The organism is Rubrobacter tropicus, from assembly GCF_011492945.1.
Taxonomy (GTDB): Bacteria; Actinomycetota; Rubrobacteria; order Rubrobacterales; family Rubrobacteraceae; genus Rubrobacter_D; species Rubrobacter_D tropicus.
On record NZ_CP045119.1, the window covers coordinates 1,277,697 to 1,291,428 of the forward strand.

Consider the following 13,732-nt stretch of genomic DNA (forward strand, 5'->3'; position numbering starts at 1 on the left):
GTTGGCCGCCGAAGAAGAGAAGCGCGACCCGAACCTCCCCGGGGACGCGGCGCCGAAAGGGGAGCCCATAGAGGAGGCGCAGGGCTCCCCGGGCGACCCGGACATCGTCGACGAAACCGGGACGGTGGAAGAAGGGATGGACGCGCCCGAGGCCAACGTTCCGGAAGACGGCGGGCAGGAAGAAGTGCCCGTCGTGCCGCTCTCCGAGTTCGATGCCGTAAGTGCTGAGCGGGACCAGTACCTGGACGCCCTGAGGCGCCTGAAGGCCGAGTTCGACAACTCCCGCAAGCGGCAGGAGCGGGAGCGGGCCAGGATCCTCGAAGCCGCCTCCGAAAAGCTGGTGCAGGAGCTACTGCCGGTCCTGGATAACCTGGACCGCGCCCTCGAATCCGAAGGCGACATCCGCGCCGGCGTGCGGGCCACCCGCGATCAGCTCGCCGAGGTGCTCGCCAACGAAGGACTCCTGCCCGTCGCCTCCGACGGCCAGCCCTTCGACCCGAACGTGCACGAGGCCGTCATGGGCCAACCCTCCGAGGAACACGAAGAAGGCACAGTACTCCAGACCTTCCAGAGGGGGTACCTGCTGAACGGCAGGGCCATACGCCCCGCGAAGGTTGTGGTTGCGAAACAGGTTTAGGCTGTGGACACGAAGGATCTGTACAAAGTCCTGGAGGTATCTAAAGGAGCTTCGCAGGATGAGATCCGGCGCTCCTACCGCCGCCTCGCCCGCAAGTACCACCCCGACGCCAACCCCGGCGACGACAAGGCCGAAGAACGCTTCAAGGGCATCCAGCAGGCCTACGAGGTCCTCTCCAACCCGGAGAAACGCCGGGAATACGACGAGGGCCCGAAACAGTTCTTCGGGGCCGGAACCGCCGGGCGGGGCGCCGGCGGGTCCACAGGCGGTTCCACCGGCGCGGACTTTCAGAACTTCTCCGACCTCTCGGACCTTTTCGGCGGCTTCGGCAACCTCGGCGACGTCTTCGGCCAGGCGACCTCGGCCCGCCGCCAGACCTCGCCCAAGGGCGAAGACGCCACTGTAACCGTTAAGCTGAAGTTCAAGGATGCTCTCGAAGGGGTTACGACGCGGGTCGGGGTGCCGGTCGAGGAGGCTTGCGGGGATTGTGGGGGAGCGGGCTGCACCGGGAACCTCGCCGCGGACCTGCCCGCAGTGCGGGGGCGGGGGACGCAGAGCCGGGACCAGGGTTGTTCGCGCTCTCGACCTCTTGCACGCGTTGCGGGGGAACGGCAGCATCGTGGAGACGCCCTGCCCCAGGTGTCGGGGGTTGGAAAGACGCGGGGTGTCAAGCAGGTGAAGGTCAGGATACCGGCCGGGGCCAGGGACGGGATGAAGGTCAGGATACCGGGGAGGGCGGCGCCGGGAGGAACGGCGGGCCCGCTGGGGACCTGTTCGTGGTCACAAGGGTCGAGGAGCACCCGGTATTCAAGAGGAAGGGGGACGACTTCGTCGTCTCGGTTCCGGTCAGTTTCGTTGAGGCGGCGCTCGGGCGGAGATAGAGGCTCCCCGGCCCGGGGCGGGACGGTGAGGCTCAGGATCCCGCCTGGAACACAGAACGGCAAGCAGTTCAAGGTCAGGGGGGCGGGGGCTCCCAGGACCAGAAAGAGCGGGCCGGAGCGGGGGGATCTCATCGTGCGGGTGGGCGTCGTCGTGCCGAAGAAGCTCAAGCGGCGGGAGCGTGAGATCCTGGAGGCGCTGGCCGAGGAGCGGGACGAGAACGTGCGGGCCGAGTTGTTCAGGAGGGTGGGATCTTGAGCCTCCGCAAACGTCCCCTGTACATGATCGGCATAGCCTCCGAGTTGATCGGGGTCCACCCCCAGACGTTGAGGATGTACGAGCAGAAGGGCCTGCTCAGGCCCCGCAAGAGCATCAAGAACACGCGCCTGTACTCCCAGGAGGACGTCGAGCTCGGGCGTCACATACAGCGTCTCACCCAGGAGATGGGCATGAACCTCGCCGGGGTCAGGACGGTGCTAGACCTCGAAGGCCAGGTCGCCGGGCTCGCGGCCGAAAACCGGCTGCTGCGGGAGGAGCTAGAGCGGCGGGAGTCGGAGCACGAGCGGGTCGTCGCCGAGATCCACCAGAGTTACAAGAGGGAGATAGTTCTCATGCCCCGCGGCGAGCTCGCGCGCGCCCGCCAGAACAGAGAGGGACGCTGATGTCCGAGCCCATGCACTGCTACCGGCACCCAAGAGAGAGACGCGCGTCTCGTGCGCCACCTGTGGGCGACCCATCTGCACCGAGTGCATGCGACAGACGGAGGTCGGCATCAAATGCCCCGAGGATGCGAAGCTCCCCCGGGGCGCCAGGGCAGGCGTCATGAAGCCGAACCAGATCCTCCGTAGCGTCCTCGCCGGTGTGGTTGTCGCCGCGGTCGGCCTCGTGTTCGTGGCGGTGGTCTACCGGCTGCCTTTCTCCTGGCTACTCTCCATCGCCGCCGGGTACGGAGCGGGCACCCTCATAAACCGCGCCGGAGGCCGCAACGGCGGCCCGGTTGCCATGATCATCTCGGTCGTCGCGGTGGCGGCACCCTTCCTCATCGTGAGGGTGGTACCGTCGATCCTCGCAGGGGTCCCCGCCGGAAACCTGATATTCGCGATCATCCCGATGATACTGGCCGCCGTCACCGCAGCCGTGGTAAACCGCCAGGTCTGAGAAAATCTCTCTATCCGCCGCCTGTCGGAGGAGGACGTGGACACCGTCTCCCTGGCCGCGCGCGAACTGGGCGGTCACAAGCCCCGATCACAATACGAGCGATACCTGTCCGAGCAGGGTCAAGGCGTACGCGGCGTCCTCGTTGCTTACCTGGATGGCGTATTCGCTGGTTACGTGACCCTGAACAGGCGTTCGGACTACACTCCTTTCCGCGATGGCGGGATACCGGAGATCCAGGACCTCAACGTCCTGCCCCGTTTGCGCAGGCGCGGTGTCGCAACTCGCCTGATGGAGAGGGTCGAGCGGGTGGCGTTTGGCGAGTCGAACGTCATAGGTATAGGGGTCGGCCTGACCCCCGACTACGGCCCGGCTCAACGTCTGTACGTCCTGCACGGCTTCGTCCCCGACGGCGAGGGACTCATGCTCAATGGCCGTCCCGTCCTGCGCGGGGAGGAGGTCCTGCTAGACGACGCCGTTCTCTATATGACCAAAGTGTCGCGCCCCGTTTGAGGCAGCGAACCTCCAAGCATCGAAGAACGTCCCGGGAAACCTTCTGGAACACTGTGTTGGGGCGAGATCCGGCACCACCGCAACCTTCTTAGCGACCCATGACCCAGGCTTCCCACCCGTCAGCTTATAAAGTCGTCCCAAACGAAGGCACTTGCCCCAAAACGACGCCCTCTACTCCTGGTCTATGGCTCTCTGGCGGCGTGGTTGAACCTTGCCGTCTCGCCCGTCTGCCTGTGGATAACCGCGCGAGCCGCCATTCTAAAGCACAAAAGCCCGGAGTCCACGCCCCAGTCCGGAAGGCCGAAGGACCTTGGAAGACTTGCACTTAACCTTAAGATAAAATTAGACCTCAGGTTGAAGTAGAGCATCAAAAAATACTTTCAGAAAGGCTGGCGTAGCCCAAAGGGGCGTGCTAGGGTTGCCTGCATGAGAGAAGACATGCAGTACATCAGTGGGGTTTTGGACGAACTAGAGGCGATCGTTCAAGACGCATCCGGCGTACCGATGCGTAAGGGACGGGCCGTCGTGGACAGGTCGGATCTGCTCGTTATGCTCGACGAGCTGAGGGCTTCTTTGCCCCGCGAGTTGGCCGAGGCCGAGGCTCTCCGTCGGGAGTGCGGGGTCATGGTCGCCTCGGCCGAGGAGGAGGGCCGACGCATAGTAGAGGAGGCCCACCACCGGGCCAACGCCATGGTTCCCGAGACCGAGCTCTGCCGCAGGGCGGAGCGCCGGGCGGGTGAGATCACGGACGGCGCCGAGCGTTACGCGGAAGAGGTCTCCAGCGGCTCCGAGGTGTACAGGGACAGGGTCATGGGGCAGCTAGAAGACTGGTTCCAGGATTCGCTCGTCTCGGTGGAGGAGTCCAGGCAGGAGCTAAGCGGCGTCCCCGTTCATCGTCCCGCGCCCCCGCCGGAACCCGTCGAAGAGGACAACGACGGCCGCGGTTGGCGGGCGAGCTCGGCCTAGCGGGAGTCCTTCGGCGGCTTCATACCGTTTCACGCGTGGGGGCCGAAACCCGCGCAACCCGGCACCTTCTCTCGTGTCGGCGGGGCAATACTCTCCCCAGTGGGTAGATGTTAAGCCCCGCCCACCTCTTTGCGCGTGAACAACGCCCAAGGCGGGCTCCCACGTCAGTCCTTACTCGGGGCGGTCTCCGTTCTGGATGTCGTCCTCGGCGGCGGCACTGCTCGGCGTCCTCGTCTTTATAGCCCTCGTGACCGAGATCGTTGCGTTGGGACTACAGCGGTTTGCGGGATCATCGAGCCCGTTGGGGGTAGGTTTACGGGTTCTTAGGCTTTGAGGTTCCGAGGGGTGGAGGGTCGGGGCCTGCCCGCGGCCTCGTGGCGCACCCCTGAAAACCTGAGTGCCTCAAAACCTCAAGGCCTCACCAACGATGAGGGTCGGTCTCTCCGCAAACCTTTGTAGGGATGGTTTGGACTCCTACAGCGGCGTTACAGGAGGCCGTTCGCGCTCCCCGGCGTAGCCTGTAGCGTCCCGGTGTTGGCGTCGGCCGTAGCCGTGGTTGGGACAGACGCGATAACCGCCTTTTTCGCCTCTTTTTCGGAACCGGCACCGAAGGTGCGCGTCGTTCCATTCGGGGTCGAGCAGGTTTCTTTCGCGCTTAAGGGGAGTTTATGTCGCCGAGGGCTTCCAGGCGGGCGTTCAATTCGTCCAACGAGGCGTTGAGGGCGGCCGCTCTGCGGGAGTCGTCCGTCTCTATGGAGATCCTGACGACCTTCGCGCGGAGGTCGGTCAGCTCTTCGTGGGTGGCGGAGATCTCCGCGTCCGCCTCGTCTACCCGCGCCTGGAGCCGCTGAAGGTCTTCGGCCCTCGGCCCGGTCCCGGATGAGGGTTTCCGGCGCAGGTCGCGGACGTTCCCCGCCGCCTTCTCCCTCTGGAGGGCGACGTCCACCAGCCGGTCCGCCGCGGCGTGTAGCCTGGGAATCGTGTCTTCGAGAACGGCCCGGGTAACGTCGTCGGACGTCTCTATGGCGGCCACCACCTTGCGGTACTCGGCTAGCGCGTCGTCCACCTGCTGCCGGGTCTCGCCCCTGGCAAGCCACCTGGCGCGGCGCTCCGGCGGAATTTCCTGCTCCTGACGTATCATCGCCGGCGCTTCGAGGCCGAGGGTTCGCTGTTGGAGGATCGGGTCCCGGGCACCCAGGAAGACGAGGGTACCGTAGGTGGCGAGGGTCAGAAGCGGCACCCACCAGGCGAGGGTCGCGACGAAGAAGACCGCGCCGACCACCAGGACCAGGACGTTCAGCGGGCGAAGCGCCGCGGCCCGCGCGACCTTGCGCCGGTCCTGAGGCGTGAGGGACGGGGGGCCAGAAGGTCCCGCGCTTGGGAGATCAGGCACCGGCCGGACCTTTGGGGGGCAGCAACCGTACCCGGTCACCCACCCGGAGGGCGAGCGCCTGGGACGCGTTGCCCTTGTTGATCGAGAGGCTCAGACGCCAGTGGGAGTCGGGTACGAGCACCAATTCCCCGGCTTTGGACGAACCGAAGGTCTCGACGTAGCGGACGGACATCGGCCCGTCTCCGGTATCTACTCGCAGGAGGTCGCCGTACCGGAGGCCCGACTGCTCCTGCATGAGGGAGAGCCTGGCGTTGCCGAAGCGGTCGATGGAGATGATGCCGGCCTCCATCGTTTTGCCGAGTTCCTGGTGCGCCTCGACGAGATCGAGGCGCATGAGGGAGGAGGGGTCCACGTTCTCCCCAAGCTCCCGGAGATGCGTTCCCGAGGCGAGGTGGGCGGCGGCCGGGGCGAAGACGTCGCGGCCGTGGAAGGTATTAGAGACGGGGTGGACGTGGTAGTCGGGGTTGGTGAGGGCCACCGCCTCCCGGATGTCCCCGAGGGATTCGGCGGCGGGGAGGAGCAGGCCGTTGTCCGGTCCGACCAGCAGCGCGTCCTGCGAGGTCTCGATGGCGAGGGCGCGGCGGCTGGTGCCGACCCCGGGGTCTACCACGGCGAGGTAGACCGTTTCAGCGGGCATGTAGCGGGTGGCGTGCTGCAGGATCTCGGCCCCCGCCGCGACCTCGAAGCCCGGCACCTCGTGCGTAAGGTCGACCACCATCAGCCCCGGCGCGACGCCGAGCATCACGCCCTTGCAGGTGCCGACGAAGTCGTCGGCGAGCCCAAAGTCGGTCAGAAAGCAGACTGGCCTCATGGCCCCAGTATAAAGCGCGGCCCGTTTCGGGTCAGATCCGGCCTTCCCCGGCCGTGCCCACTATCTGCGCGACGCCAAGAAGGTCCCCGCAGCGACGCTTCGCCCCTCGTGGCGTCCGCGGACGAGTATGGCGGGTATGCCGGCGGCCTCCGCCCCCCGGACGTCGGCGTCGGCGTCGTCTCCTACCATCCAGACCCTTTTCGGGTTGACCATATTCTGATCGGGCGTGAAGTCCGGGTCCAACGCGAAAGGACCGTTTCCCGTTGTATGCTGGGAGAAACGGAGAGGGGGAGGCGTGCGGCCACCGATACTCAAGGATTTTCCGGACGAGTTCGAGACGGAGCGGCTCCTGATCCGATCCCCCCTGCCAGGCGACGGCCCGGAACTCCACGCGGCCGTGAGGGAGTCTTTGGACGAGCTTTTGCCGTGGATGCCGTGGCCGAAGGAGCACGGGACCGTGGACGATTCGGAGGCCAGCGCGCGCCGGGCGCGGGTCCGCTTTCTGGAGAGAACCGAGCTCAGGATGCACCTCTTCCTGAAGGGCACGGGGGACCTGGTGGGGAGCAGCGGGTTGCAGGGGATCGACTGGTCGGTGCCGAAGTTCGAGATCGGCTACTGGTCCCGTACGCCTTTGGCCGGACGGGGCTACGCGACCGAGGCCGTGCGCGGCATCGCCGCCTTCGCCTTCGACACCCTCGACGCTAAACGTGTGGAGATCCTGTGCGACCCCCTGAACCGCCCCAGCGCGAGGGTCGCCGAACGCGCGGGCTTCCGCCTGGAAGGGGAACTGCGCAACGAGTCGGTCGGCACCGACGGCTCTATCCGCAACACCCTCGTCTTCTCGCTGACCCCCAATGACCGCCACGGAGGCTGACGAACGCGTGCTCCCAACTCGCCGGTCCGCGCCGTTGTTTTGCTCCTGCTGAAAGCCGACCGCTAACGGCTGAAAGCTCTACATAGAGGTGGAACCTCCCTGCGAACCGTTCTAGGCTAACCGCGTGGACGAGAAGAAAAGATGGACGAACGAAGCCGTTTTAAGGGAGTCGGGCCGCTGGGTGCACGTCCCTGCCGGCTGCGCCCTGGTGGAGGACGCGGAGCGTTTGATGGTCCACCCGCCGGAGTTCCGGGGGACCAGCCGCGTGTGGCGCTCGTGGCCGGCGCGGCACGCCGCGGAGGATTTGATCCTGAAGACCGTACAAGAAGTCTGTGCATCTGGCGGGGAGCGGCTCGTGTGGCACACGGGCGACGCCGTCTCCCCACCCTTCATGGACGGCCTACTCTCACGTCACGGCTTCGAGAAGACCGAAGACCTCGAGGTCCTCGCCTTCGAGTTGGGCGACGGCCCCCGGCCGATGCTCCCCCGGCTCGACGTCCCCGCCGAAATCCGCGCAACCCCGGCCCGCAACGGGGCGGAACTCGAGGAAGCCCACGCCATCGCCTCCCGAGTCTTTCCCAACTCCCCTCCGCTCTCCGAACCCGAGGTACGCGCGTACCTCCGTGGCATCGAGCGCGTGACGCGCCAACCAGACGCCGGCGGTGGCGCGTGCGAGTTCAGGTTCCTGGCCCTGTTACGAGACCCGGCGCGCGAAGAGGAAGCCATCGCGACCGCCGGGGCGCAGGTCGTCGGCGAGACGGTACGGCTCTGGGGAGCAGGAACGCTCGCGGAGTACCGAAGGCGCGGCGCCTACGGCGCCCTGGTCGTAGAAAGGTGCCGCCTCGCCCACGCCCTCGGCGCCACCCTCGCCCTTACAAAGGCGAACGAAGCGACCTCAGCCCCCCTCCTCCGCAACGCCGGGTTCCGAACCATAGCCTCCGAACGCCGCCACGCCCTGCAAACCTCGCACCAAGCCCCCATCCCGCAGCCTCCCGCACAATAGCGGGCCACGGCACTTTCAACCAGCATAGACCTCGACCAAAAGTTTAGACATTGTAGTGGTGAATCTGTAGTTTTAGTGCAGTCTCAAGATGTTGTGTCGAAGTTTGGAGGGCTAGGAACATATCGTGCGTTCCCGGCGGTAAGGCGAGAATGTCAGCTTAGGTAAAAGGATTCGATGGCGTTGCGTGGCATCCGAGGGGGTGCTAATAATCTGGTGGGCGGACTTCGCGATCCAGGGGCTCGGTTTAACGCTTGGGTCGAGGCGAGGTTCGTCAAGGACTCTACCGGCAGGGAGGGGAGGTGGAGTCCGGTCTGCGATTCTTCGGGAGGAGGAATCGTCTAAAGCGTCCCTGCGATCCGCAGGGACGCTTTTTTAGCACGCTCCGCCCTACGGGCTCCGCTTGTCAGCCCGGCGCTTCGCGCCTCGTCAGCACGCCCCCTTCGGGGGCTTTCAGCCTGTCAGCCAGTCGTCTGTTTGCGCTACGCCTCCCAACCCACGAATCGCCACGCCACGCGCTGCCCGGTCGGGCTTCGCGCGACAAGAAGCTGACAGGCTGAAAGCGAGGGCCGCGAAGCGGGCCGAAGCGTGCTGACAAGCGGAGGCGAAGCCGGAGCGGGCTGACAGCTACTCGAAGAGTGGCGAGGCGGTGCTGGTGTACGCGGTGAGCCAGTGGAGGTCTTCTTCGGTGAAGGGCTCAGTGGAGCGGCGGGTGGCGTAGACGACGCCGACGGTTGTGTTGTTTTGGAGGACGGGAACGGCGAGGGAGTTGGTCCAGCGGGCGTTGGTGCGGGCCTGGGGGAGGCGGCGCGGGCCGGTTACCGTGAGGGTGGGCTGGGATGTGTCCGTGACGAGGCGGATCACGCCGCGGTCGGCGGCTGTGAGGGCGTGGGAGTCTCCGTCGAGGGGGGAGTGGTCCTGCATCGAAACGAGGACCACCCGGTCTGCCTTGAGCTCGCGGCGCATCTCTTCTATCACTTGCTTGGGGGGCGCGTTGGGGTCGAGGTTGCGGGGCAACGACGGTTTGAAGACCAGGCGGGAGGAGAGGACGAAGTTGACGGCCGTCGCGGCCAGGATGCCGAGGAAGTTGAAGACCACGTAAAAAGGAAACTCGGCCGAGACGTATTTGAGCAGCGGGTAGAAGACGGCGAAGTTCGCGCCGATGCCCATGACGGCGACGGGGTAGGCCAGGGCGCCGCGCAGCAGGAAGTGGATGCGGCTGGAGTGGCGGACGTCGCGCCAGGTAAAGGCGTTGTTCAGGAGGAAGTTGCTCAAGATCGAGAGCCCGACCGCGAACATCCAGGCGATCACCTTGTGCGCGTCGAAGACCTCCGCGAGCGTGATGAGCACCGCGCTGTTGACGACCACGCCCGAAGCCCCGACGAGCGCGAACTTCCAGAAGCGTCCCGCGGACGGCACGTACCAGAAGAGGCTCAGGATGTGCGTCAGATACTCGACGCCCTGGCGCAGGCTCGCCTTCGAGACCCCGGCGTTGCGGGCCTGGAAGCCGAAAGGCACCTCCGCGACCCGGAGCTCGGGGGCGCACACGAGTATCTCCAGCAGGACCTTGAAACCCGTCGGCCTGAACTGGATGCCCGAGATGGCCTCGTTGCGCACCAGGAAGAACCCGGTCATCGGGTCGCTGGTCTTGCGGGCCTCCTTGAAGACCAGTTGGGCGAGGTACTTGCTCCCCACCGAGACGGCGCGGCGCGTGCGGCCCGAGAGGCCCTCGTAGCTGCCGCCGCGGGCGTACCGGCTTGCGACCACGACGTCGGCCTCGCCCGAGCGGGCGACCTCGAGCATCTCCCTCACCTTATCCGGCGGGTGCTGCATGTCCGCGTCCATCACGCAGGTGAACTCGCTGTTGCCGGAGAAAAGGTCCATCCCGGTCGTCACCGCCGTGGAGAGGCCGCCCTCCCTCTCCGCGCCCTCGCGGTGTACGAGGACCACCCGCCCGTCTTGCTCCGCGAGATCCCGGATCACACCGGGCGTACCGTCCGTGGAGTCGTCGACGAAGACCACCCGGTACTCGATACCCGTGAGACTTTCGCGCAGCCCGTCCACGAGCCCCGTTACGTTCTCGGCCTCGTTGCGCGTCGGCACGACGAGCGTTAGGAGCACCCTCCCGGTGCGCTCCCCCAGTACCCCGCCCGCGCGGTCCGCCGCCCGACCTTCTGTCTCCATAGCCGCTCTAGGCTAGCATATCGGGTTGGGCCCCCCAAACAGGGGAACGGCCCACCGCAGAGGATATGAACTTTACGGAGGTGCGTGTCATGCAAGATGAACGGGAACGGGCCCACGTACGGGTAACGGGCCGGGTGCAGGGCGTGTTCTTCAGGGACACCGCCCGCCGGCAGGCGGAGCGGCTGGGCCTCTCGGGCTGGGTGAGCAACTCACCGGACGGCGCCGTCGAGGCCGTATTCGAAGGCCCCTCGGAACGAGTCAGGGAGATGATCAGGTGGTGCGAGCAGGGCCCGCCGGACGCCGCGGTCGAGAACGTGGAGGCGGACTTCGAGACGCCCCGGGACGACCTGACGGGCTTCGAGGTCCGTTGAGCCCCGCAAACGACATCCCGACCGGCCTGCGCCGCCTGCTCGACAGGGAAGGGGCCCGGGTCACCGGCAGCCGACCCATAGATCACGGCACCCAATTCGACCTCGTCCGAAACGGCGAGACCGCGAAGCTCAACGTCTACCGTACGGGAAAAGTATCTACCGGAGGTAAAGCCTCAAGGTTGAAAGAGCTACTCGAAGGCTGGCGAACGGGCGGGGGCAGGGCCGGCGTAGAACGCCGCGGGTCCAACGCGGGTTCGAGACCGGCCCTGTCCGGCACGCCTCGGCTCGGGATCGACGAGGCCGGCAAAGGCGACTACTTCGGTCCCCTCGTCGTGGCCGGGGTGCGCGTGATGGGCGCAGAAGCCGCGGAAAAGCTGCGTGAGCTAGGGGTTCGCGACTCCAAGACCGTCGGTGTGCTCGGGGTGAGGACGATGGCCGGGCACGTACTCGAAGCCGTCGGCGCGGAGAACGCGAGCGTCGTCGTGCTCGGGCCGAAAGAGTACGAAGCCAGGCGGAGCGCGGCCGGCAACGTCAACGAGCTGCTCGGCGAGGTCGACGCCGGGATCATACGTGAACTTGCGAACGAGGTAGAGCTCGTGGTCGTCGACCAGTACGCGAAGTCCGCCCGCTCGCGTCTGGAGCCCGTGGTCCCGGAAGGCGTGAAACTGGAGGTGCGACCGAGGGCCGAGGACGACGCGGCGGTGGCGGCAGCCTCCGTGGTGGCGCGGGCGAGGCAGCTGGAGGAGGTAGACCGCCTCTCCGGTGAGGTAGGGTTCAAGCTGCCACTCGGGGCCACGCACGTGCTCGACGCCGCCAGGCGGGTGGTCGAGGAGTTGGGGGAGGAGGGGTTGGCCGAGGTGGCCAAGACCCACTTCGCCACGACCGAGAAGGTGCTTGGAAAGAAAAGGGACGGAGGAAACGAGTGATAGATCTTCGCAGCGACACGGTCACGCGGCCGACGGAGGGGATGCGCCGGGCCATGACGGAGGCGCCTCTAGGCGACGACGTCTTCGGGGAGGACCCGACCGTCAACCGGCTCGAGGAGTACGTGGCCGACTTGCTCGGCAAAGAGGCCGCGATATACGCGCCTTCGGGGACCATGACCAACCAGATCGGGGTCCACGTCAACACCAACCGGGCCGAGGAGGTCCTGATCCACGAAGGCGCCCACGTTTTCGTCTACGAGGGCGGCGCCCCGGCCCTCCTCTCCTCCGTCCAACTCCGCACCCTCCCCGGCGAGGGCGGCGTCCTCGACCCGGAGACCGTCAGGGCCGCGATCCGGCCGGAGAACGTCCACTTCCCGCGCACCCGCCTCCTCTGCCTGGAGAACACCCACAACACCGCCGGCGGCACGGTCTACCCGCTCGAAGACTTTGCCGAGGTCGCCGCCGTGGCGCGCGAGAGCGGCCTCAAGGTCCACCTCGACGGCGCCCGGCTCTTCAACGCCCAGGCCGCGACCGGCACCCCGGCCCGCGAGTGGTGCGACCACGTGGACACCGTCTCCGTCTGCTCCTCCAAGGGCCTCGGCGCCCCCGTCGGCTCCCTGCTCGCCGGAACCGAAGAGGTCATCCACGAGGCCCGCCGAGCCCGCAAGGCGTTCGGCGGCGGGATGCGCCAGGCCGGCGTCATCGCCGCGGCATCCCTCTACGCCTTCGAGCACAACCAAGAGCGGCTCGCCGAAGACCACGAACGGGCCCGAGACCTCGCAAACAGGTTGAGGGAAGTCGGCTACGAGGTGGACCCACCCCAGACCAACCTCGTCCTCGTCGGGGTGGACGACCCCGAACGGTTCCTGCAGGCTCTCGCCCGCGAAGGCGTCCTCGCCACCCCCGGCAAGCCCGGCTACGTCCGCCTCTGCACCCACCTCGACGTGGGCGACGAAGACATAGAAGCGGCCGTCGAGGCCGCGGCCAGGGTAACCGCTTCCCTGGAACGGTGAACCATATCGAAGTGACGCCGGTCTCCGCGACGGAGGTTCGAGAACCCCTCCGGCTCCTGGAAGGATGGTTGAGGGAGGGTGCGCCTGTATCTGACGATTTTGTCGAGCAGATCCAGCACCACGTCGAAGCCGGAGACCTCGAAGTGCTGGCCGCGCGCCTGGGCGGGGAGACGGCCGGCGTCCTCGTACTCGCCTTCCGGCCCAACGTCTCCCTCGGCGGCCGATTCGCCAGCATCGAAGACCTCTACGTCCGCCCGGAGGCCCGTCGCAGGGGCGTGGGAACCGCCCTCCTGAAAGCTGCGGACGAACGTTGCAGAAGACGTGGCGCGCATTACCTTGAAGCTCAGATACAAGAAAGCGAAGCGAGCGCCTTCTACGCCGCTTTCGGGTACGAGCCGGAGCCCGACTTGCAGGTCTTTTCCAGGTCTCTAGTCATCCGTGACAGGTCGAACGAAAACCCTGAAACCTGAAACCCGTAGCCTGAAGCCTCTACCCAAACTCCAACAGCTCGTAGACCGAGACCTCGCGGAACCCCAGGTCCTCGTAGAACTTGCGGCCCCTGGCGTTTGCCGCGGCCACCTGCAGGGAGACGCCGTTGGCGCCTTTCTGCCTGGCCCATCCCTCCACGCTGGCGATGAGGGCGCGGCCGATGCCCCCGTTGCGGTGGCCGGGATCTACGAAGACGTCGTCCACGGAGGCCCAGGTCTTTGGCATGAAGGTCGGGGAGCCCTCGCGCAGCTCGCCCGAGACGAAGCCGACGGTTTGGTCTTCCACGGTCGCGACGAAGACGAAAGCGTAGGAGTTGCGGGCGAGGTCCGCGAGAAAGCGGCGCATGGCCTTCTCGGCGTCGGGGGCGGTGGCGTAGACGGGGTCGTGGGCCGTGTGCTCCTCGGCGCTTTGCATCCACAGCCGCGCGGCCTCGGCGGCGTCCTCCTTGCGGCCCGGACGGATGGTGAAACCTTCTGTTTCCATCGCACAATCCTAACCCAAACGGTGCGGCGCGCGGCGGG

At 66.6% G+C, this 13,732-nt stretch carries 17 protein-coding genes and 1 pseudogene; 13 read left to right on the plus strand and 5 right to left on the minus strand.

The features are described 5' to 3' along the window. Nucleotide 1 precedes the first annotated feature (1 nt). The 7 genes and pseudogenes from GBA63_RS06195 to GBA63_RS06220 all read left to right on the plus strand — a co-directional run bounded on the left by GBA63_RS06195 (nucleotide 2) and on the right by GBA63_RS06220 (nucleotide 4,150). Nucleotides 2-637, plus strand: coding sequence for a nucleotide exchange factor GrpE (locus GBA63_RS06195; RefSeq protein ID WP_166174459.1), 636 nt, complete (start codon nucleotides 2-4; stop codon nucleotides 635-637). A 3-nt stretch (nucleotides 638-640) separates the two neighbouring features. Further along, a pseudogene (locus GBA63_RS06200) lies at nucleotides 641-1,518 on the plus strand (DnaJ domain-containing protein). Between the two features lie 25 nt (nucleotides 1,519-1,543). After that, entirely contained in the window at nucleotides 1,544-1,774 is a 231-nt protein-coding gene (locus tag GBA63_RS24280; RefSeq protein WP_407690826.1) for a DnaJ C-terminal domain-containing protein, read from the plus strand. Further along, nucleotides 1,771-2,178, plus strand: a complete 408-nt coding sequence (locus tag GBA63_RS06205) for a MerR family transcriptional regulator (protein ID WP_166174461.1) — start codon at nucleotides 1,771-1,773, stop codon at nucleotides 2,176-2,178. The genes GBA63_RS24280 and GBA63_RS06205 overlap by 4 nt, the downstream gene beginning before the upstream one ends. 88 nt (nucleotides 2,179-2,266) lie before the next feature. Continuing rightward, nucleotides 2,267-2,674: a hypothetical protein gene (locus GBA63_RS06210; RefSeq protein ID WP_166174463.1), complete on the plus strand. Its 408-nt coding sequence runs from the start codon at nucleotides 2,267-2,269 to the stop codon at nucleotides 2,672-2,674. A gap of 36 nt (nucleotides 2,675-2,710) precedes the next feature. Next, nucleotides 2,711-3,184, plus strand: coding sequence for a GNAT family N-acetyltransferase (locus GBA63_RS06215; protein ID WP_166174465.1), 474 nt, complete (start codon nucleotides 2,711-2,713; stop codon nucleotides 3,182-3,184). A 438-nt stretch (nucleotides 3,185-3,622) separates the two neighbouring features. Further along, nucleotides 3,623-4,150: a hypothetical protein gene (locus tag GBA63_RS06220; RefSeq protein WP_166174466.1), complete on the plus strand. Its 528-nt coding sequence runs from the start codon at nucleotides 3,623-3,625 to the stop codon at nucleotides 4,148-4,150. Between the two features lie 655 nt (nucleotides 4,151-4,805). Here GBA63_RS06220 and GBA63_RS06225 read toward each other — a convergent pair. Genes GBA63_RS06225 through GBA63_RS06235 form a run of 3 tightly spaced genes read right to left on the minus strand, consistent with a single transcriptional unit; the run spans nucleotide 4,806 to nucleotide 6,567 of the window. Further along, nucleotides 4,806-5,543 carry a hypothetical protein gene (locus tag GBA63_RS06225; RefSeq protein WP_166174468.1) on the minus strand — a complete coding sequence of 246 codons (738 nt, stop codon included), beginning with the start codon at nucleotides 5,541-5,543 and terminating at the stop codon, nucleotides 4,806-4,808. Then, nucleotides 5,536-6,354 carry an SAM hydrolase/SAM-dependent halogenase family protein gene (locus GBA63_RS06230; protein ID WP_166174469.1) on the minus strand — a complete coding sequence of 273 codons (819 nt, stop codon included), beginning with the start codon at nucleotides 6,352-6,354 and terminating at the stop codon, nucleotides 5,536-5,538. The genes GBA63_RS06225 and GBA63_RS06230 overlap by 8 nt, the downstream gene beginning before the upstream one ends. A 60-nt stretch (nucleotides 6,355-6,414) precedes the next feature. Beyond that, entirely contained in the window at nucleotides 6,415-6,567 is a 153-nt protein-coding gene (locus GBA63_RS06235) for an HAD hydrolase-like protein (RefSeq protein WP_228282485.1), read from the minus strand. Between the two features lie 82 nt (nucleotides 6,568-6,649). Between GBA63_RS06235 and GBA63_RS06240 the strand changes: the two genes are divergently transcribed. After that, nucleotides 6,650-7,228 (plus strand): GNAT family N-acetyltransferase, encoded by a 579-nt coding sequence (locus GBA63_RS06240; protein ID WP_166174472.1) that lies wholly within the window; start codon nucleotides 6,650-6,652, stop codon nucleotides 7,226-7,228. 124 nt (nucleotides 7,229-7,352) lie between these two features. After that, nucleotides 7,353-8,231, plus strand: a complete 879-nt coding sequence (locus GBA63_RS06245) for a GNAT family N-acetyltransferase (RefSeq protein WP_166174474.1) — start codon at nucleotides 7,353-7,355, stop codon at nucleotides 8,229-8,231. A 624-nt stretch (nucleotides 8,232-8,855) separates the two neighbouring features. On the opposite strand, the gene GBA63_RS06250 is transcribed toward GBA63_RS06245, so the two are convergent. Continuing rightward, complete coding sequence (locus tag GBA63_RS06250) at nucleotides 8,856-10,412, minus strand: glycosyltransferase (RefSeq protein ID WP_166174475.1); 1,557 nt, start codon at nucleotides 10,410-10,412, stop codon at nucleotides 8,856-8,858. An 89-nt stretch (nucleotides 10,413-10,501) separates the two neighbouring features. Here GBA63_RS06250 and GBA63_RS06255 point away from each other — a divergent pair, with 89 nt between their 5' ends. The 4 genes from GBA63_RS06255 to GBA63_RS06270 all read left to right on the plus strand — a co-directional run bounded on the left by GBA63_RS06255 (nucleotide 10,502) and on the right by GBA63_RS06270 (nucleotide 13,192). Next, on the plus strand, nucleotides 10,502-10,783 hold the full coding sequence (locus tag GBA63_RS06255; protein WP_166174477.1) for an acylphosphatase: 282 nt from the start codon (nucleotides 10,502-10,504) through the stop codon (nucleotides 10,781-10,783). After that, the gene (locus GBA63_RS06260; protein WP_166174478.1) at nucleotides 10,780-11,709 is read left to right on the plus strand and encodes a ribonuclease H family protein; all 930 of its coding nucleotides are present in this window, start codon (nucleotides 10,780-10,782) and stop codon (nucleotides 11,707-11,709) included. Before GBA63_RS06255 ends, GBA63_RS06260 begins: the two co-directional genes overlap by 4 nt. Beyond that, nucleotides 11,706-12,722, plus strand: coding sequence for a low-specificity L-threonine aldolase (ltaE, locus tag GBA63_RS06265; protein ID WP_166174480.1), 1,017 nt, complete (start codon nucleotides 11,706-11,708; stop codon nucleotides 12,720-12,722). The genes GBA63_RS06260 and ltaE overlap by 4 nt, the downstream gene beginning before the upstream one ends. 68 nt (nucleotides 12,723-12,790) lie before the next feature. Further along, nucleotides 12,791-13,192, plus strand: coding sequence for a GNAT family N-acetyltransferase (locus tag GBA63_RS06270; RefSeq protein ID WP_166174481.1), 402 nt, complete (start codon nucleotides 12,791-12,793; stop codon nucleotides 13,190-13,192). A 19-nt stretch (nucleotides 13,193-13,211) separates the two neighbouring features. Here GBA63_RS06270 and GBA63_RS06275 read toward each other — a convergent pair whose 3' ends face one another. Then, complete coding sequence (locus tag GBA63_RS06275; protein WP_166174483.1) at nucleotides 13,212-13,694, minus strand: GNAT family N-acetyltransferase; 483 nt, start codon at nucleotides 13,692-13,694, stop codon at nucleotides 13,212-13,214. Nucleotides 13,695-13,732: the final 38 nt, after the last annotated feature.